Raw genomic sequence first — 17776 nt, 5'->3', positions numbered from 1 at the left:
GGGGCAGCATCACCATCATGCTGCCCCTTTGAGGCTGGGCGCGTCCAGAGCCGGGCAGAAACCGGCTCCCCTCAGAGTCCGAACGTCTCGGATTCTTCGAAAGGCCCCACCACTGTGATGGTTCGCGGAGCCTCAGCCAGTTCACGGGCGAGTTCCTGTACTTCCTCCACGGTGACCGCCTGGATGCGGGCCAGGGTTTCGTCGATGTCCTGGAACTCACCGGAAACCAGCTCTGCCCGGCCAAGCCGTGACATCCGGGAACCCGTGTCCTCAAGGGCCAGGACAATCCCGCCGCTGAGCTGCCCCACGGCTTTCCGGAGTTCCTCTGCCGTAATGCCATCCTTGGCGAGCTTGTCCAGTTCCACACCCAGGAGTTCCAGGACCTGGCGGACCTTGGAGGGCGTACAGCCGGCGTACATGCCGAAGTATCCGGCATCCACGTAGGCCGCAGTGAAGGAGTATGTCGAGTACACGAGCCCGCGCTTTTCGCGGATCTCCTGGAAGAGCCGCGAGGACATGCCGCCGCCCAGTACAGCGTTGAGGACACTCATGACGAAGCGGCGATCGTCCGTGGCGACCATCGTCGGGCAACCCATGATGATGTTGGCCTGTTCCACGGGACGCTTCACCACATGAAGTCCCGACGTACCGGTGATCACTGCCCGTTCAGTCCCACGCCGGTTCACTGGAGCGGCGTTGGGGTCAAGCTGCCAGCCCGCAGCGGTCAGCGCGTCGAGGACCAGCCCGCAGACGACGTCGTGATCCAATCCGCCGGCTGCCGTGATGACCAACTCTTCGGGGCGGTAGTAACGCTGGTAGTGTTCCCACACAGAATCGCGTGCAACGGCCTTGATGGCGTCCGGTGTTCCGCCGATTGGGCGCGCCAACGGATGGTCGCCCAGGACGGCGGCCACGAACTTCTCGTGGGCGACGTCCGTGGGGTCATCGCTGTCCATGGCGATTTCCTCAAGGATGACACCGCGTTCCTGCTCAAGCTCCGCGGGGTCCAGGACCGCGCCGGTGATCATGTCCGCAATGACATCGATGGCCATGGGGAGATCGGTGTCCAAGACCCGGGCGAAGTAGCAGGTGCTTTCCTTTGCCGTTGCGGCGTTGGACTCGCCGCCCACCTCATCGAAGGCGGACGCTATTTCCAGGGCGGTTCGGCGCTTGGTGCCCTTGAACAAGAGGTGTTCAAGGAAGTGTGTTGATCCGTGCTGGCCTTCTGCCTCGTCGCGTGAACCTACTGCCACCCAGAACCCGATGGTGGCCGAACGCTGGCCCGGCATCGCCTCGGTCAGGACGCGCACGCCGCCGGGAAGGACCGAACGCCGAACGACGGAACCGCCCTCGGCACCATGGATCAATTCGCCGCCGGGAAGGGTCTGCTCCAGCGGCAAGGGTACGACAGTCATCAAAGCCTTTCAGGTTTTCGGGTTAAGGCCGGAAGGGCCGGTGGACCTTTTCAAGTCCACCGGCCCCGCCGGGTGTACTGCTTACAGACTACTCTGCAGAAGCTTCAGCGGTTTCGGCCGGAGCTTCCTCTGCGGTTGCGCCTTCTTCTTCGGCAACAACCGGCGAGAGGGACAGCTTTCCGCGGTCATCGATCTTGGTGATCTCGACCTGGACCTTCTGGCCCACGGAGACGACATCTTCGACGTTGTCCACGCGCTTGCCGTTGGCCAGCTTGCGGAGCTCGGAGATGTGCAGCAGGCCGTCCTTGCCCGGGGTAAGGGAAACGAAGGCACCGAAGGTGGTGGTCTTGACGACCGTACCCAGGTAGCGCTCACCGATTTCCGGTACCTGCGGGTTGGCGATGGCGTTGATGGCCGAACGCGCAGCGTCTGCGGACGGGCCGTTGGTAGCGCCGATGTAGACGGTGCCGTCATCTTCGATGGAGATGTCCGCGCCGGTGTCTTCCTGGATCTGGTTGATCATCTTGCCCTTGGGGCCGATGACCTCGCCGATCTTGTCCACGGGGATCTTGACGGCGATGACGCGCGGGGCGAACTCAGAGAGCTCGTCCGGGGTGTCGATCGCGGCGTTGATGACCTCGAGGATGTGGAGTCGGGCTTCGCGGGCCTGCTTCAGTGCTGCTGCCAGCACGGATGCGGGGATACCGTCCAGCTTGGTGTCCAGCTGGATGGCCGTGACGAACTCGGACGTACCGGCAACCTTGAAGTCCATGTCACCGAAAGCGTCTTCGGCGCCGAGGATGTCGGTCAGGGCAGCGTAACGGGTCTGACCGTCAACCTGGTCGGAAACCAGGCCCATGGCGATACCGGCGACGGGAGCCTTCAGCGGCACACCTGCGTTGAGCATGGAAAGCGTGGATGCGCAGACCGAGCCCATGGACGTCGAACCGTTGGAACCAAGGGCCTCGGATACCTGGCGGATGGCGTACGGGAACTCTTCACGGGTGGGCAGAACCGGAACCAGTGCACGCTCTGCGAGGGCACCGTGGCCGATTTCGCGGCGCTTCGGGGAACCGACGCGGCCGGTCTCGCCGGTGGAGTACGGCGGGAAGTTGTAGTTGTGCATGTAGCGCTTGCGCGTTACCGGCGACAACGAGTCGATCTGCTGCTCCATCTTGAGCATGTTCAGCGTGGTGACACCCATGATCTGGGTCTCGCCGCGTTCGAAGATGGCCGAGCCGTGAACGCGGGGAAGAACCTCGACCTCGGCGGTCAGCTGGCGGATGTCCGTCAGGCCACGGCCGTCGATGCGGATCTGGTCCTTGAGGATGCGCTGGCGCACGACGTGCTTGGTGACCGAGCGGAACGCTGCGGACAGCTCCTTTTCGCGGCCCTCGAACTCTCCGGCGAGTGCGCCGAGGACTTCGTCCTTGAGAGCGTCGGAAGCGTTGTCGCGCTCCTGCTTGTCAGCGATCTGGAAGACAGCGGCCAGTTTGTCGGCGGCAGCAGCTTCAACAGCAGCGTAGACGTCGTCCTGGTAGTCCAGGAAGACCGGGAACTCGACCGTGGGCTTGGCAGCGCGGGCTGCCAGGTCTGCCTGCGCCTCGCACAGTGCCTTGATGAACGGCTTTGCAGCCTCAAGACCCTCGGAAACAACCTCTTCGGTGGGGGCAGTGGCGCCCTGTTCCTTGATGAGGCTCCAGGAGTTGTCCGTGGCTTCGGCTTCAACCATCATGATGGCGACGTCGTCACCGGCGATGCGGCCGGCAACAACCATGTTGAACACGGCGTTCTCGAGCTGGGAGTGCTTGGGGAAGGCAACCCACTGCGAACCCTGCTCGTCGGCGATGAGGGCAACGCGGACGCCACCGATCGGGCCGGAGAAGGGGAGGCCGGAAAGCTGCGTGGACATCGAGGACGCGTTGATGGCGACGACGTCGTAGAGCTCATCGGGGTTGATCGCCAGAACGGTGACGACGATCTGGACCTCGTTGCGCAGCCCCTTGACGAAGGCCGGGCGCAGCGGGCGGTCCATAAGGCGGCAAGCCAGGATGGCTTCGGTGGACGGGCGGCCTTCGCGGCGGAAGAACGAGCCCGGGATGCGGCCGGCCGCGTACATGCGCTCTTCGACGTCGACCGTCAGCGGGAAGAAGTCGAAGCCTTCGCGCGGCTGTTTGCCGGCGGTGGTTGCGGAAAGAAGCGCGGTGTCATCGTCGATGTAGACCATCGAAGCGCCGGCTGCCTGCTTGGCAAGGCGACCGGTTTCGAAGCGAATGACGCGCTTGCCGAACCGGCCGTTGTCGATGATGGCTTCGGAGAACTGGATTTCGGGACCCTCCATGGAGAGTCACCTCCGTTTCTGTTAGCGGAAGTCCACCGCATCAACCCAGGCCCCTTCTTTTTTACTGGCCTGTACTACACCCGGTCATCGATCGAGATCCACGGGCTGCACCTCCTGCGGCACACATCCCGGGAATCACTACCGAGGACCGCGAATGCGCGATGCGGTTGATTCCTGTGTTTAGTTGTTGGTGAAGAAGGCGGCCCGTTCCTTCAAGGACCGGGCCGCCAAAGACAGACTAGCGGCGCAGGCCGAGGCGCTCGATGAGCGAACGGTAGCGGGCGATGTCGGTGTCCTTCAAGTAGGAAAGCATGCGCTTGCGACGACCAACCAGTGCGAGCAGACCGCGCTGGGTGTGGAAGTCGTGCTTGTGCTCCTTCATGTGCTCAGTCAGATCCTTGATCCGCTGGGTCAGGACTGCAACCTGGACCTCGGGCGAACCGGTGTCGCCTTCAGAGGTTGCGTATTCCTTGATGATGGACTGCTTTACAGCGGCGTCAAGTGCCACGTGAACTCCTAGAGTTGTGCCGTGCCTCCCGATGCAGCGCTTCGCTGACGGGTTGCCCTTGGTGCGTCTCCGCACACAAAAACAGGTCCAGCTGCCACGGACTGCGGCCAGAACCTTTACCAGTTTACCGGCAGGCCGCCAGTGTTGTCGAAATCCCCTACCGCGGGGCGAGCAGGTCCCGCGCCTGGGCCACGTCCAGGCACATTTGTTCCACCAGTGCTTCGGGTCCACGGTAGGCAACCATCCCCCGCAGGCGGCGGGTGAATTCGACCGCAACGGTTTGGCCGTAGAGGTCGAAGTCTTCAACGCGCTCTTCCGGACGGTCGATCACATGGGCCTCGACCTGGCGGCTGACGCCGTCGAAAGTGGGGTTTGAACCAACGGAGATCGCGGCCGGCCAGCGCGTTCCCGCTTCGTCGATCAGCCAGCCGGCGTAGATGCCGTCAGCCGGGATGTAGCCTGTTGAATCCGGGGAAAGGTTGGCCGTGGGGAAGCCGAGATCGCGGCCCCGGGCAGCACCATGGACCACTTCACCCCGCATCCGGTGCGGCCTGCCCAGCACCGCGGCGGCAGTGACGACGTCGCCTTCGGACAAGGCCTCCCTCACCCAGGTGGAGGAGCAGCGGCGGTCGGCGTCGCCGTCGTGATGGAGCGGGAAGCCGCCGGCGCCGTATTCGTTGACCACCTGCACACCAAAGCCCAGCTGTTCGCCCAGCTCCTGCATCGTGACTACGTCACCGACGTTCCCGGCGCCGAAGCGGAGATCGTGGCCTACAACAAGGTGCGCGGCGTGGAGTCCGTCGAGCAGGACCTCCTGGACGAATTCAGTGGGCGACATCGCCGCGAGGTCCAGCGTGTACTTCATGACCAGGACGGCGTCGACGCCGGTGTCGGCCAGTGCATCCAGCTTGTCAGGCAGGCCCATGATCAGTTCAGGTGCAGCATCCGGCCGGTGGACCTGCGCCGGGTGGGGATCGAACGTCACGGCGACCGAGGGAATGTCGTATCGCTTCGCGGTGTCCGTCAGTTGGGAGAGGACATGCTGGTGGCCCCGATGTACCCCGTCGAAATTGCCGATGGTGACAACGGTAGGTCCGAAGTCCTTGGGGACCTCAGTGGGATCGTTCCAGATGTGGACCATCAACCTCGCCTTTTACTGCAGATGTTCATTGCGACCGGCAACCTCCCGGCGCCGGAACAATCTAAGGTTACCCGCAAGGGCAGACGGCTCAGGACGGGCGGCGCTTGTTGAGCCAAAGGAGCCCAAGGATCGGCAGCACCAACGGCACAAAGCCATAGCCGCGTCCGAACAGTGACCACACCGTGTCATGCGGGAAAGCCACCGGGTCGAAAAGGCTGATCGCTCCCACCACGAGCACGCCCACCAGTTCCGTCAGCACGGCAGCCAGCGAGACCTTGAACCAGGTGCGTCCGGGCTTGGCCAGCGAAACGGTCGCCACGATATAGACGACGGCGGCAAACGCCGAAAGGATGTGCGCCAGCGGAGCTTCGGCGAACTTGGTGGCAATCTGGTAGCCGGCCCGCGCCGTCGCCGACAGGGCAAAAACAGCGTAGACCGCAATCAGCAGACGTCCCGGGCCGGTGTTCCGCGTGTCTTTTTGCCTCGGCTGTTGGCCGGCGGAGTTGGTCTCGGTTCCAGTCACTTTGTGTTCTTCCTTCAAGGTCAGTACCAGATCTGGTTCATGCGGGCACCCATCACAAGGACCGTTACGCCCACCGCTGCGAGGACGAAATTGCTCCAGCGTGTTCGTTCCAGGATTGCCCAGTACACGGCCCCCAGGGGGATGATGAGGGCGGTCAGCATGTAGCCCCAGAATTCCCACGGCTCGCCTGCGATCTGCTCGCCCAAGGCAACGCGGACGATCGATCCCACCAGATACACCAGCAGCACCACTTCGACCGCCAGCACGGAGTAGATCGTGGGATCGTTGGGCGCCTTCTTCATCAAGCCGGCGACGATGCACAGGATGGTCGAAACCAGCCCGACGATCAGGAGTGCGTAAAAATACCCGTCCATGCCTACTCCGCCTGTCCCGTTCCCGAAGCGGCGCCCGTTCCCGTTCCCGGGCCTGTCCCCGGCGCAAAGACCAGCACCGGCTTGGCGAAGGTGCCCGAGTCTGCCAACAGTGCCACCAGCTCCCCCGACGGCGCGAACGCCGCGGCGGGTTTGTCGGCCGTGGCCGCGTCAGGAGTGCCTGCTCCAGGACCTGCGGCAATGCGGCGGCCGAAGGAGATCTCCGTGGTTTCTTCCTCGCTCAGCTCACGGTTGGGCATGAGGGCACGTGCGGCCAGGGACATGTCCAGGACTTCGAGCTCTTCTGCCAGTTCCTCCAAGGTCCTGGCCTGGTCAATGGAATACGGGCCGACCTGGGTGCGTCGCAGTGCCGTGAGGTGGCCACCCACGCCAAGGGCGTTGCCGAGGTCGCGGGCCAAGGCCCGGATGTACGTTCCCGAGGAGCATTCGACGGTGACTTCGACGTCGACCACTCTGCCGCCGTCGGGCCTGTTGATCGCATGGACGTCAAAACGGTGGATGGTGACCGGGCGGGCAGCGAGTTTAACCTCTTCCCCGGAGCGGACACGTGCGTAGGAACGTTCGCCGTTGACCTTGATGGCGCTGACGCTGCTGGGGACCTGCTGGATGGGACCGGTCAGCGCGGCGACGCCGGAGGCGATGGCGGCATCGGTGACGACCGCGGCGCTGCGGGCTTCCGTGACCTCGCCTTCGGCGTCGTCGGTGATGGTGGTCTCGCCCAGCCTGATGGTGGCCGTGTAGGTCTTGGACGTGCCCACAATGTAGGTCAGCAGCCGTGTTGCCTTATTAATGCCGATCACCAGCACCCCGGTGGCCATGGGATCAAGGGTGCCTGCATGCCCCACTTTCCGGGTGCCGGCCAGCCGCCGCATCCGTCCAACCACATCATGGCTGGTCCATCCCTGCGGTTTGTCAACGATTACCAGTCCAGAAAGCACGCTAACCAGTATATGGGTGGCTAGGATGGCTCCCATGCCTGAGCTTGCCGCGCACGTCCGCGACGTCCCCGTGAACCAGATCCGCGAAATCACAGAAGCCGCCTGGGCAACCCCCGGGGCCATCGTCCTCAGCATTGGCGAGCCAGGGTTCGCACTGCCCCGCCACGTCCTGGATGCCGGGATTGCATGCCTGGACCGGGATGAGACCAACTACACACCCAATGCGGGGATTCCTGCCCTTCGTGAAGCCTTTGCCGCTCGGTTCCGGGAACAGCAAGGTGTGGACATCGGCGCCGACCGGGTCTACGTAGTGGACGGCGCGCAACAAGGACTGCATTTCGCCATGAGCCTGCTGCTGTCCCCCGGCGACCAAATCCTCATCCCCAACCCCGGATACCCCACATTCGCCATGACAACCCGGCTGCTGCACGCAGTTCCCGTGCAGTATCCGCTGTACCCGCACAACGACTTCCAGCCGCACATCGAGGACATTGAAGCCCTCATCACGCCCCGGACCAAAGTGTTGATGCTGAACTCTCCGTCCAATCCGCTGGGCGCGGTCATCAGCGAGGAGACCACCCGGCAGCTGGTTGCCCTTGCCGCCAAGCACGATCTGTGGATCATCTCCGACGAGTGCTATGAAGCCTTTACCTTCGACGTCCCGCACGTCAGCCCGGTCCGTTTTGACAGCGCCAAACCCGGCGAGGCCAGGGTGTTCGCTTCACTGACCCTCTCCAAAACGTACGGCCTGACCGGACTGCGTATCGGTGCGCTGGTCTGCCCGCCGGGGTTGGAGCAGAAGATGAACAACGTCATGGAGTCGATCGTCTCCTGCGTGGCCTCGCCGTCGCAGTACGCGGCCTTGGCGGCGCTGACCGGGCCGCAGGAGTATGTTTCCACCGCCCGCGAGCACTACCGGAGCAACCGCGACGCAGCCTCGGCCGTGCTGGTGGAGAAGAACATCCCCTACCTGGGTGCGCAGGGTGCCTTCTACCTGTGGGCCGACGTTTCACACGTGAGCGACGGCGATGTCCGCACCTGGGTGCGCAAGTTCCTCGCGGATTCAGGTGTGTCGTTCGCACCCGGGACGGCCTTCGGGTCGATCGGTGAGGGCTGGATCCGGATTGCGCTGTGCGGTGGCCAGGAGGAACTGCTCGAGGGCGTCAGCCGCCTTCCTGCGCGGCCCGGCTCCGGCACGTCCTGGAACGGACAGCCCTAATAGGCAGTGCGTCGGACGTGGTTCCGCCATGCTTCGAAGGGCTGGTCCGCGGCAGGGATCTCGAAGTGTTCCACGGGCAGAAGCCCTGGCCTGGATCCGCCGAAGTACTCGTAGAACAGTTCATCATCAAAGCCTGCCCGCGCCGCTCCGTGCCTGTCAGCCGCGAAGTAGACGTGCCCGATCCTGGCCCACAGCGTGGCCGAGAGGCAGAGCGGACAGGGTTCGCAGCTGGTGTAGAGCACCGAACCCGAGAGGTCGAACTTCCTGGTGGCCGCGGCGGCCCGGCGGATTGCCACTACCTCGGCGTGGGCCGTGGGATCGTGGTCCCTGGTTACCCGGTTGACCCCCTCATGGGCGGTTCCGTCCGGGGTGACCACAATGGCGCCGAATGGTCCGCCGCCGTCGGCAACGTTCTGGACGGCCAGCTCTATGGCCCGGTTCAGGTATTCATCACGCTGGTGAGCACTGTGCGCCGACATGCTCCGATCCTAACGAGTTTTTGTACAGCTAATGCCCCTAAAACACAGTCTTAGGGGCATTAGCTGTACAAAAACTCGAGGGGGTTAGCGGGCGGCATCCTCGTCGTCGAAGTCTTCTTCGTCGACGTCGTCCGGCTCATCGCCCTTGTACGGATCGGCGTCGCCTGCGTGCTTGGCGCCGGCAGCCAATGCGGCTACCTCTGCGTCGCGACGCTTGGCTTCGCGCAACAGTTCCTCGAGGTTGGAGGCATTGACCGGGATCTGGTCGGCCACGAATTCGAGGGTGGGGGTAAGACGGACCGTGATGTTGCGGCCAACTTCCTGGCGCAGAACGCCCTTTGCCTTCTCCAGCGCCTTCGCGGCATCGGAGTGGGCAACCTCGTCACCAAACACCGTGTAGTAGATGGTGGCGTGCTGAAGGTCGTTGGTGACGCGGGCGTCAGTGATCGTGATGGACTCGACGCGCGGATCCTTGACCCGGCGCCCGAGGGCCTCGGCGACGACGACCTTGATCCGCTGTGCCAGTTTGGCAGCGCGTGCGGGATCAGCCATGACTTCCTCCTGGAAAGTAGAAACGGGGACGGAACGGGCCCGCCGGGTTTACCCGACGGACCCGTTCCCTGCGGAACCTAGACGCGCGGCTTTTCGCGCATCTCGAAGGTCTCGATGATGTCGCCTTCGCTGATGTCATTGAAGGAGCCAAGACCGATACCACACTCGAAGTCGGTACGGACTTCGGTGGCGTCATCCTTGAAGCGCTTGAGCGTCTCAACGGTGAGGTTGTCACCGATGACCTTGCCGTCGCGGCTGACACGGGCCTTGGTGTTGCGGCGGATGATGCCCGAGCGGACTATCGAGCCTGCGATGTTACCGAACTTGGAAGAACGGAAGACTTCGCGGACCTCGGCAGTACCGAGCTGGACTTCCTCGTATTCAGGCTTGAGCATGCCCTTGAGAGCCATCTCAATGTCATCGATGGCCGCGTAGATGACCGAGTAGAAGCGCATGTCCACGCCTTCACGGTCAGCCAGTTCAGCCACGCGCTCAGCCGGCTTGACGTTGAAGCCGATGATGATGGCGTTGTCCACCGTTGCCAGGTTGACGTCGTTCTGCGTGATGGCACCAACACCGCGGTGGATGACCCGGAGCTGAACGTCGTCGTCTCCGACGTCGATCTTGAGCAAGGCGTCTTCGAGGGCTTCCACGGCACCGGACACGTCACCCTTGAGGATGAGGTTGAGGGTGTCGATCTTGCCTTCGGCAACTGCCTGGTCGAAGTCTTCCAGGCTGATGCGCTTGCGGCGCTTGGCCAGGGCGGCGTTGCGGTCTGCCGCTTCACGCTTCTCGGCGATCTGGCGGGCCGTACGCTCGTCCGGGGTCACCAGGAAGGTGTCACCTGCACGCGGCACGTTGGACAAACCGAGCACCTGGACCGGACGGGACGGCAGCGCGACATCCAGTGCCTCGCCGTTCTCGTCGAACATTGCGCGGACGCGGCCGTGAGCCGTGCCGGCAACGATCGTGTCACCAACAGCCAAAGTACCCGACTGCACCAGGACGGTGGCCACGGAACCGCGGCCCTTGTCCAGGTTCGCTTCGATGGCAATGCCTCGAGCGTCCTTGTCCGGGTTGGCGCGCAGATCCAAGGCGGCGTCTGCGGTCAGCAGGACGGCGTCGATCAGTTCATCGATGTTGAGGTTCTGGCGTGCGGAAACCTCAACGAACATGGTGTCGCCACCGTATTCTTCGGGAACCAGGCCGTACTCGGTGAGCTGGCCCTTGACCTTGTCCGGGTTGGCGCCTTCCTTGTCGATCTTGTTCACGGCGACGACAATCGGCACATTGGCTGCCTGCGCGTGGTTGAGTGCTTCAACCGTCTGCGGCATGACGCCGTCGTCGGCTGCGACAACCAGGATCGCGATGTCGGTCACCTTCGCACCACGGGCACGCATGGCCGTGAAGGCCTCGTGACCGGGGGTGTCGATGAAGGTGATGTCGCGGGCCTGGCCCTCGTGGATGTGGCTGATCTGGTAAGCACCGATGTGCTGGGTGATGCCACCGTGCTCGCCGGCCACAACGTTGGAGTTGCGGATGGCGTCAAGCAGGCGGGTCTTACCGTGGTCAACGTGACCCATGACGGTGACAACCGGCGGACGCGGCTCGAGGACGTCGTCGCCTTCGGCGTCGAGTTCGTCCTGGATGTTGATGTCGAACTGGTCCAGGAGCTCGCGCTCCTCGTCTTCGGGCGAAACAACCTGAAGCTTGTAGCCAAGTTCGGCACCAAGCAGGGCAAAGGTGTCTTCATCCAGCGACTGGGTTGCCGTTGCCATCTCACCAAGGTGGAACAGAACGGTCACCAGCGATGCGGGGTTCGCATCGATCTTCTCGGCGAAGTCCGTGATGGACGAGCCGCGACGCAGGCGGATGATGGTCTCGCCGTCACCGCGGGGTACTGATACGCCGCCCAGCGACGGAGCACTCATCTGCTCCAGTTCCTGGCGCTTGGCACGCTTCGACTTGCGCTGCTTGCCACGACCGGCGCCGCCCTTGCCGAAGGCACCCTGAGTGCCACCGCGGCCGCGGCCGCCCTTGCCAAAGCCACCGCCGGCGGGAGCTCCGCCACCCGTGCCTGAACCTGGAGCGCCACCGGGACGACCCGGTCCGCCACCTGGACGGCCTGCGCCGCCGGGACGACCAGCGCCACCCGGAGCCGGACGCTCAGTGCGGTTGGGCATCATGCCCGGAGTCGGACGGTTTCCGCCGCCGGGACCACCGGCAGGACGCGGAGCGCCCGGGCGGGGTGCGCCAGGACGCGGGGCACCCGGACGGGGACCACCGGTTCCTGCTGCGGGACGGGGACCACCGGTGCCGGCCGCGGGGCGGGGACCACCGGGACGTTCGCCATCATTGCGGCGTTCGCCACGGGGCATGCCCTGGGACGGTGCGAACGGGTTGTTGCCCGGACGCGGCGGACGGTCGCCATCGCCACCACGGCCGCGGGGCATGCCCTGCGACGTAGCGAACGGGTTGTTGCCGGGACGGGGACCGCCCGGACGCGGGGCCTGGCCGCCTTGGCGTGCCGGGGAAGGAGTCTCTGCCTTGGGAGCAGGACGTGCACCGGGCTTGGCCGAAACCGGGGTGGATGCGGCCGGAGCAGCAGGTGCTGCCGGAGCCGAGGGGGCCGGAGCTGCCGCAGCGGGAGCTGCAGGCGCCGGGGCCGGGGCCTTCGGCGTCGCAGGGCCCGGAGCCGGAGCAGCCGGACGGGATACGGGACGGTTAGCCGCAGGAGCGGCTGCGGGGGCGGCAGACTTGGCAGCGCCGGCACCCGGGTAGGCGTCGCGAAGCTTCTTCACGACGGGGGCCTCAATGGTGGAAGAGGCGGAGCGAACGAATTCGCCCAATTCCTGCAGTTTGGTCACTGCATCTTTGGAAGTAATACCGAGCTCTTTGGCGAGCTCATGTACGCGGACCTTGGCCACATTTCTCCTGTCTCGGTCCGCACCGAGCCAGGCACGAACCGTCTACTTCTTACTGCGGGCCTTCGCCGCTTGCGCGCATGAAAGGCCCATTGCAGAGCGCAACAAAGTTGTCATCGTTACGCACTCATCGCTGGGAACTCATCGGGTTTCCATCAGTTTTCTGACCCGCTTTCAGGTTTGGACGGTTTTCCTGTGGGTGCCGCGGCATCCACAAGTGGCGAACCCGGCATCAGGTAGCGTTCGACGGCGCCCGTTTCGGTAGCGCCCGCAAGGGCCCTTCCGAACGCGCGACGCTTGATCGCCAATGCCAAGCACTTCTCGCTGGGGTGCAGCCACGCACCCCTGCCGGTCATCCGGCGTCGAACATCGACGAGGACGGCGGATGAACCGCCGCCTTGGGCGACCAGCCGGACAAGCTCGGACCGGGAGCCTTGCTTCCGGCATCCAATGCACGTGCGAACAGGCCCTTGGACGCGTTCAAGCAGTTCAGCCACGACGTGTCCAACCTGCCTTACGCTACTGTCGCCCGGCGTCCAGGCTGGTCAATTCAGCCGTGGCACACCAAAACACATGGATACCGGACGTAAGCCCGGTTCCATCCATTCTAGCCCCCCGGCCCCTGAGTCCTGAAACCAGGGGCGCCGGGAGCGTGGCGTGGAACGGGCGGCCGGGGCCGCCCCGCTCCCCACTATTCAGACTTGGCTGGCGCGGCGTCCGAAACGATATCGATGCGCCATCCCGTCAGCTTGGCCGCAAGCCGGGCGTTCTGGCCCTCTTTGCCGATCGCAAGCGAAAGCTGGTAGTCAGGGACCACGACGCGTGCAGAACGGGTAGCCTCATCCGTGATTGTGACCGAATTCACCCTCGACGGCGACAACGAGTTCGCGATGAAGGTCGCGGGGTCCTCGCTGAAGTCGACGATGTCGATCTTTTCGTCGTTCAGTTCAGTCATGACAGCGCGGACGCGCGAACCCATTTCACCGATGCAGGCACCCTTGGCATTGACGCCCGGGATGTTGGCCTTCACCGCGATCTTGGTACGGTGACCGGCCTCGCGGGCCAGCGCCACAATCTCCACGGAGCGGTCCGCGATCTCCGGAACTTCCATTTCGAAGAGCTTCCGGACCAGGCCGGGGTGCGAGCGGGACAGGGTGATGGATGGACCCTTGGCGCCGCGGTGGACGTCCACAACGAAGGCCCGCAGGCGGCTTCCGTGCAGGTACTTCTCGCCGGGAACCTGCTCGGGCGGGGGAAGCAGCGCTTCGATGGCCCCCAGGTTGACCTGGATCATGTGCGGGTTGTTGCCCTGCTGGATCATTCCTGCCACGAGTTCGCCTTCACGGCCCTTGAACTCGCCCAGCACGTTGTCGTCCTCAACGTCGCGCAGGCGTTGGAGGATGATCTGGCGTGCGGTGCTGGCCGCGATGCGGCCGAAGCCGGCCGGGGTGTCTTCGAACTCGCCGATGGCCTCGCCGTCGTCGTCGATTTCCGTGGCCCAGATGGTCACGTGTCCGCTCTTGCGGTCCAGTTCCGCACGGGCCTTTTCGAAGGCGCCCGGCGTCTTGTGGTATGCCACCAGCAGCGCTTGTTCGATGGTGGGAATCAGGAGATCCAGCGGGATTTCACGCTCACGCTCCAGGAGTCTCAGTGCGCTCATGTCAATATCCATTAGGCCTCCTCGGAAGGTCCGTTGTGCTCGTCTTCCAGCGCAGCCTCATGGAGGTGGCTGAATTCAATCTCGACTTTTCCTTGGCGGATCCTGTCGAAAGGAATAGTGATGGGGTCACCTTGCTTGGGCTTCATGCCCTTCTTGACTTCGTGCTCGGGGATCAGCGTCACATCGGTCTCACCGACGGACGTGATGCGGCCCAGCACGTTCTCGCCCTGGATGACGTTGACCCTGACCATGCGGCCGCGGGCACGGTGCCAGTGGCGGGGTTCGGTCAGGGGACGTCCAACGCCCGGGGAGGAAACCTCAAGGTCGTAGGGACGGCCGTCGTCGTGGGGATCGTTGTCAAGGATATCCGACAGTCCGCGGGAGACATCGGCGATGGCATCAAGACTGACGCCGCCGGTTTCCTCCTGCGGAAGGTCCACGACGACGTGGACGGTGCGGTGTGATCCGGCAACGTGGATGGAAACATCCTCGAGGTAGAGCCTGCTGGCAAGGACCGCCGGTTCGAGCAGCGCTTTAAGCCTGCTCTCTTCCGGGTTGTGGATGGTGGCCGTTGAGTTCGATTCAGAACGGTCTGTTGAAGTCGTGGCTTCCGAGTCACTCACGTTGCCCGCCGCCTCCCGATAGATGTTGTTGTGACTACTAGCCTAACGATTTTCCGCGCGACATGGTGCACTGAGTCGCCCGCCCACGTGACACCATGGTGTGTTGTGAACGGGCAAACAAGCGAAAAACGACGCACACCGGACTGGGGCCGGGTTTTGCTGGTTGCCGTGGTGGCCCTGCTGGTTGCGGGCACCGGAATGGTGCTGGTTCCGCGCGATTCCGGGACTCCTGCGCCCGTTTCCTTCTCCGAATCCGCCCGCACCGAGGCCTCCTCCGATGCGGTGCGGTTGCTGGAATCGGCTGGAGCTCTGTCCAGCGCCGAAGCTCCGGAAGCCAAAACCCCTGCCCTTGCCCGTGTTGTGACTTTGCTGACAACGCAGGCACGGGCCCTCATGGCTCCCGGAGATACCGCCATCAGCTCCGCCCCTGCGTCCACCATCACGCCCGGCCCCGCAGCGGCGACGCGTGCTTCCCTGCTGGAGCAACTCTCCGCGAGCGGAACGAAGCGCCTGGCGGACGCGCGGGAGGCCGACGGCGGAATCGCCCGCCTGCTCGCCGCCGTCGGCACTGCCCAACTGATCCACTCCGAATCGCTGGCCGCGGCCTGGCAGTTGCCCTTGCCTGTGGATTCTTCATCCGCTGCAAAGGCCGAGGCGTCAACGACTGTACCGGCGGCCACGCCGACAGCGGCCGCCTGCCCGTCCGTAAGCCCGACTCCAAAACCGTTGTCGGCCACCACAGATTCTGCCCTCGCCGCAGTGGTCCGCTCGCAGCAGGAAGCCGTCTATGCCTACCAGGTAGCCCAGAAAAGGCTGGACGCCGGCGCCGCCACCCAGGCCGCCAAGGACTCGCAAGTTCATGCCCTCCTGCTCAGGCAGGCCGAGGCCTTGACGCGCGCCAACTGCGGCGACGTTCCCCCGGCATCGGCCGGATACCAGCTGCCGGAGCTGTTCGCCAAGGACCCCGCCGCCGCCTTGGGTGCGCTCGAAGCGTCTTCTTTGCCGGGCTTCGCGGACCTTGTCGCCTTGTCCACCGGAGAAACCCGCGCCTGGGCGTTGGATGGCCTGCTTGCCGCGACCCGCAGGAGCGTCGCCTGGGGCGCCGCCCTCCCGGCCTTGCCCGGGATAACGTTCGACGCCGGGCAGTTGCCTGCACTGCCCACCCCAGGTACTGCTTCTGCACCGCCAAAGTCAACGAGCGCGGGATAGGCGAGCCTAGCCATGCTGGTCAAGGCCGTCCACAGGTGCTTGGCTTGGAACATGGCCTCCACAGAAACTGCCACCACCCACGAGAACGAGCCACACCGCGACGACCTGGCGCACCGGCTGAACTGGCTACGGGCCGGGGTGCTGGGGGCGAACGACGGGATCGTATCGGTCGCCGCAATCGTGGTGGGCGTGGCCGGTGCCACCACCAACACGGGAAGCATCCTGGCAGCGGGAACAGCCGGTTTGGTGGGCGGAGCGATCTCCATGGCGTTGGGAGAATACGTGTCCGTCAGCAGCCAGAGCGACACGCAAAAGGCCCTGATCGAAAAGGAACGCCGGGAACTCGCTGAGCAACCCGAGGACGAACTCAATGAGCTTGCCGCGATCTACGAATCCAAGGGCCTTAGCCCCAGGACGGCGAGGACCGTAGCCGAGGAACTGACAGAGCACGATGCCTTGGCTGCCCATCTGTCCGCCGAACTGAACATCCACGTAAACGACATCGTGAGCCCATGGAACGCTGCCTTCGCCTCCGCAGTGGCGTTCACGTTGGGAGCAGTGCTGCCGATGCTGGCCATCCTGCTTCCTCCGCCGGAGATGCGGGTGCCCCTGACGTTCGTCGCCGTGCTTCTGGCACTGGCCATAACAGGGGCCATCGGGGCTTGGATCGGCGGGGCTTCACGCTTCCGGGCAGCTGTCCGTGTGGTGCTTGGCGGAGCCCTGGCATTGGCGGCGACGTTCTCCATCGGAACGCTCTTGGGCGCCAGCGGCGTTTTCTAGGGGCCGGGCCTTGCCGCGGAGTTAGGCTGTTCGCGTGACCCTTCACGCGATGATTCCCATTCCGGGCGACCTCCACGCCCGTTACAACCGCGACTCCGCGGGCCGGGACTGGCTGGCCAGCCTGCCGGGACTCATCTCCGAAGCACTGGAACGCTGGCAGCTCACTGTGGACCTGGCCCCTGGCGGGGAACCATGGAACGGCCACGGTGCTTTGGTGGTGCCGGTCTTGCAGGACGGCGGCGCTGCAGCCTTGAAGATTGCATTCCCCCACGACGAGGCGAGGGTGGAGCGGCACGCACTGGAACTGTGGGACGGCCGGGGCGCTGTCCGCCTGCTGGCTTCCGATGCTGCCAGCTGCTCCATGCTCCTGGAACGATTGGATGCCTCACGCTGGCTGCAGGACGTTTCGATGGACCAGGCAGTGGACTCGTGGGGCGGCATTGTCCGGGAGCTGTCAATACAGCCCGGCGAAGGACTCCAGTGGCAGGCCTTTGACCACATAGCAGGGACCGCGGAGCGCTGGAGCGATGAACTGCCCGCTGAATGGGAGCGTCTTGAGCGCCCCTTCCCCAGATGGTTGTTGGAGGCGGCCCTTGAGGTGTGCCAAACGCGCGGAGCCGTAGGCCGCCGTTCAGGCAAAGACGTGCTGGTGCACACCGATCTGCACTTCATGAACATCCTTGCCACGCGTGAAGACCAACATGGGCGCAGGAGCTATCTCGCCATCGATCCACAGCCGCAGATCGGCGAGGCCGAATTCTCCGTGGCACCGCTTCTCTGGAACCGCATTCATGACCTCTCCCGCACAGATCCGGAGACCGCGTTGCGTGAGCGCTGCACGGACTTCAGCCTTGCCGCAGGCCTTGACCCGGAGGTTGCACGGCAGTGGAGCATTGCCCGCGAGGTTGCCAACGCATTGTGGTACGCCACTAAACCCGGACACAACGGAGATCTGGCGCGCTCCTTGTGGGTTGCCAGCACCATGGCAGGCCGGACGCTGGACCATTTGCCGCGAGCCCACGAACTTCCTGACCCAGGTGAGCTCAGAAGCTGAGTTTACTTGGAAACTGAG

Annotated in this window: 17 protein-coding genes; 4 read left to right on the top strand and 13 right to left on the bottom strand. The window is 64.4% G+C overall.

Features of this window, described 5'->3' with window-relative positions:
* Window positions 1–71: 71 nt before the first annotated feature.
* The 7 genes from N5P29_RS07820 to truB form a co-directional block, all read right to left on the bottom strand.
* Window positions 72–1415 (bottom strand): M16 family metallopeptidase, encoded by a 1344-nt coding sequence (locus tag N5P29_RS07820; protein WP_262278041.1) that lies wholly within the window; start codon window positions 1413–1415, stop codon window positions 72–74.
* Window positions 1416–1503: 88 nt separating this feature from the next.
* A complete protein-coding gene (locus N5P29_RS07815) occupies window positions 1504–3756 on the bottom strand; it encodes a polyribonucleotide nucleotidyltransferase (protein ID WP_262278040.1) in 2253 nt (750 codons plus the stop codon).
* Window positions 3757–3994: 238 nt separating this feature from the next.
* A complete protein-coding gene (gene rpsO / locus N5P29_RS07810; protein ID WP_144663024.1) occupies window positions 3995–4264 on the bottom strand; it encodes a 30S ribosomal protein S15 in 270 nt (89 codons plus the stop codon).
* A 157-nt stretch (window positions 4265–4421) separates the two neighbouring features.
* Window positions 4422–5405, bottom strand: coding sequence for a bifunctional riboflavin kinase/FAD synthetase (locus tag N5P29_RS07805; protein ID WP_262278039.1), 984 nt, complete (start codon window positions 5403–5405; stop codon window positions 4422–4424).
* An 88-nt stretch (window positions 5406–5493) separates the two neighbouring features.
* Window positions 5494–5946, bottom strand: coding sequence for a hypothetical protein (locus N5P29_RS07800; protein ID WP_400457163.1), 453 nt, complete (start codon window positions 5944–5946; stop codon window positions 5494–5496).
* A gap of 2 nt (window positions 5947–5948) precedes the next feature.
* Window positions 5949–6302, bottom strand: coding sequence for a hypothetical protein (locus N5P29_RS07795; protein WP_262278037.1), 354 nt, complete (start codon window positions 6300–6302; stop codon window positions 5949–5951).
* A 2-nt stretch (window positions 6303–6304) separates the two neighbouring features.
* On the bottom strand, window positions 6305–7258 hold the full coding sequence (truB, locus tag N5P29_RS07790) for a tRNA pseudouridine(55) synthase TruB (protein WP_262278036.1): 954 nt from the start codon (window positions 7256–7258) through the stop codon (window positions 6305–6307).
* A gap of 34 nt (window positions 7259–7292) precedes the next feature.
* On the opposite strand from truB, the gene N5P29_RS07785 reads away from it, so the two are divergent.
* Window positions 7293–8477, top strand: coding sequence for a pyridoxal phosphate-dependent aminotransferase (locus N5P29_RS07785; protein ID WP_262278035.1), 1185 nt, complete (start codon window positions 7293–7295; stop codon window positions 8475–8477).
* Here the strand turns inward: N5P29_RS07785 and N5P29_RS07780 are convergent.
* The 6 genes from N5P29_RS07780 to rimP all read right to left on the bottom strand — a co-directional run bounded on the left by N5P29_RS07780 (window position 8474) and on the right by rimP (window position 14715).
* The gene (locus N5P29_RS07780) at window positions 8474–8956 is read right to left on the bottom strand and encodes a nucleoside deaminase (protein WP_262278034.1); all 483 of its coding nucleotides are present in this window, start codon (window positions 8954–8956) and stop codon (window positions 8474–8476) included. The two genes, N5P29_RS07785 and N5P29_RS07780, sit on opposite strands and share 4 nt — an antisense overlap.
* Before the next feature lie 84 nt (window positions 8957–9040).
* A complete protein-coding gene (gene rbfA / locus N5P29_RS07775) occupies window positions 9041–9508 on the bottom strand; it encodes a 30S ribosome-binding factor RbfA (protein ID WP_262278033.1) in 468 nt (155 codons plus the stop codon).
* Window positions 9509–9585: 77 nt separating this feature from the next.
* Window positions 9586–12435, bottom strand: coding sequence for a translation initiation factor IF-2 (infB, locus tag N5P29_RS07770; RefSeq protein ID WP_262278032.1), 2850 nt, complete (start codon window positions 12433–12435; stop codon window positions 9586–9588).
* A gap of 152 nt (window positions 12436–12587) precedes the next feature.
* Window positions 12588–12929 (bottom strand): YlxR family protein, encoded by a 342-nt coding sequence (locus N5P29_RS07765; RefSeq protein ID WP_262278031.1) that lies wholly within the window; start codon window positions 12927–12929, stop codon window positions 12588–12590.
* Between the two features lie 194 nt (window positions 12930–13123).
* Window positions 13124–14104, bottom strand: coding sequence for a transcription termination factor NusA (nusA, locus tag N5P29_RS07760; RefSeq protein WP_262278030.1), 981 nt, complete (start codon window positions 14102–14104; stop codon window positions 13124–13126).
* Window positions 14104–14715: a ribosome maturation factor RimP gene (gene rimP, locus N5P29_RS07755; protein ID WP_262278029.1), complete on the bottom strand. Its 612-nt coding sequence runs from the start codon at window positions 14713–14715 to the stop codon at window positions 14104–14106. Before rimP ends, nusA begins: the two co-directional genes overlap by 1 nt.
* 105 nt (window positions 14716–14820) lie before the next feature.
* Between rimP and N5P29_RS07750 the strand changes: the two genes are divergently transcribed.
* Genes N5P29_RS07750 through N5P29_RS07740 form a run of 3 tightly spaced genes read left to right on the top strand, consistent with a single transcriptional unit; the run spans window position 14821 to window position 17758 of the window.
* Window positions 14821–15924 (top strand): DUF4439 domain-containing protein, encoded by a 1104-nt coding sequence (locus N5P29_RS07750; protein WP_262278028.1) that lies wholly within the window; start codon window positions 14821–14823, stop codon window positions 15922–15924.
* Window positions 15925–15975: 51 nt separating this feature from the next.
* Window positions 15976–16704, top strand: a complete 729-nt coding sequence (locus N5P29_RS07745; RefSeq protein ID WP_262278027.1) for a VIT1/CCC1 transporter family protein — start codon at window positions 15976–15978, stop codon at window positions 16702–16704.
* A 49-nt stretch (window positions 16705–16753) separates the two neighbouring features.
* A complete protein-coding gene (locus N5P29_RS07740) occupies window positions 16754–17758 on the top strand; it encodes an aminoglycoside phosphotransferase family protein (RefSeq protein ID WP_410007917.1) in 1005 nt (334 codons plus the stop codon).
* Window positions 17759–17776: the final 18 nt, after the last annotated feature.

It is taken from the genome of Paenarthrobacter sp. JL.01a (assembly GCF_025452095.1).
Taxonomy (GTDB): domain Bacteria; phylum Actinomycetota; class Actinomycetes; order Actinomycetales; family Micrococcaceae; genus Arthrobacter.
This window is presented reverse-complemented; position numbering and strand designations above follow the sequence as displayed.

Coding starts and splice junctions, on each gene's coding strand:
- rbfA (WP_262278033.1), bottom strand. CDS start 9,508: ATGGCTGATCCCGCACGCGCTGCCAAACTGGCACAGCGGATCAAGGTC.
- N5P29_RS07795 (WP_262278037.1), bottom strand. CDS start 6,302: ATGGACGGGTATTTTTACGCACTCCTGATCGTCGGGCTGGTTTCGACC.
- N5P29_RS07745 (WP_262278027.1), top strand. CDS start 15,976: ATGGCCTCCACAGAAACTGCCACCACCCACGAGAACGAGCCACACCGC.
- nusA (WP_262278030.1), bottom strand. CDS start 14,104: ATGGATATTGACATGAGCGCACTGAGACTCCTGGAGCGTGAGCGTGAA.
- N5P29_RS07780 (WP_262278034.1), bottom strand. CDS start 8,956: ATGTCGGCGCACAGTGCTCACCAGCGTGATGAATACCTGAACCGGGCC.
- N5P29_RS07805 (WP_262278039.1), bottom strand. CDS start 5,405: ATGGTCCACATCTGGAACGATCCCACTGAGGTCCCCAAGGACTTCGGA.
- N5P29_RS07815 (WP_262278040.1), bottom strand. CDS start 3,756: ATGGAGGGTCCCGAAATCCAGTTCTCCGAAGCCATCATCGACAACGGC.
- N5P29_RS07785 (WP_262278035.1), top strand. CDS start 7,293: ATGCCTGAGCTTGCCGCGCACGTCCGCGACGTCCCCGTGAACCAGATC.
- N5P29_RS07820 (WP_262278041.1), bottom strand. CDS start 1,415: ATGACTGTCGTACCCTTGCCGCTGGAGCAGACCCTTCCCGGCGGCGAA.
- N5P29_RS07740 (WP_410007917.1), top strand. CDS start 16,754: ATGATTCCCATTCCGGGCGACCTCCACGCCCGTTACAACCGCGACTCC.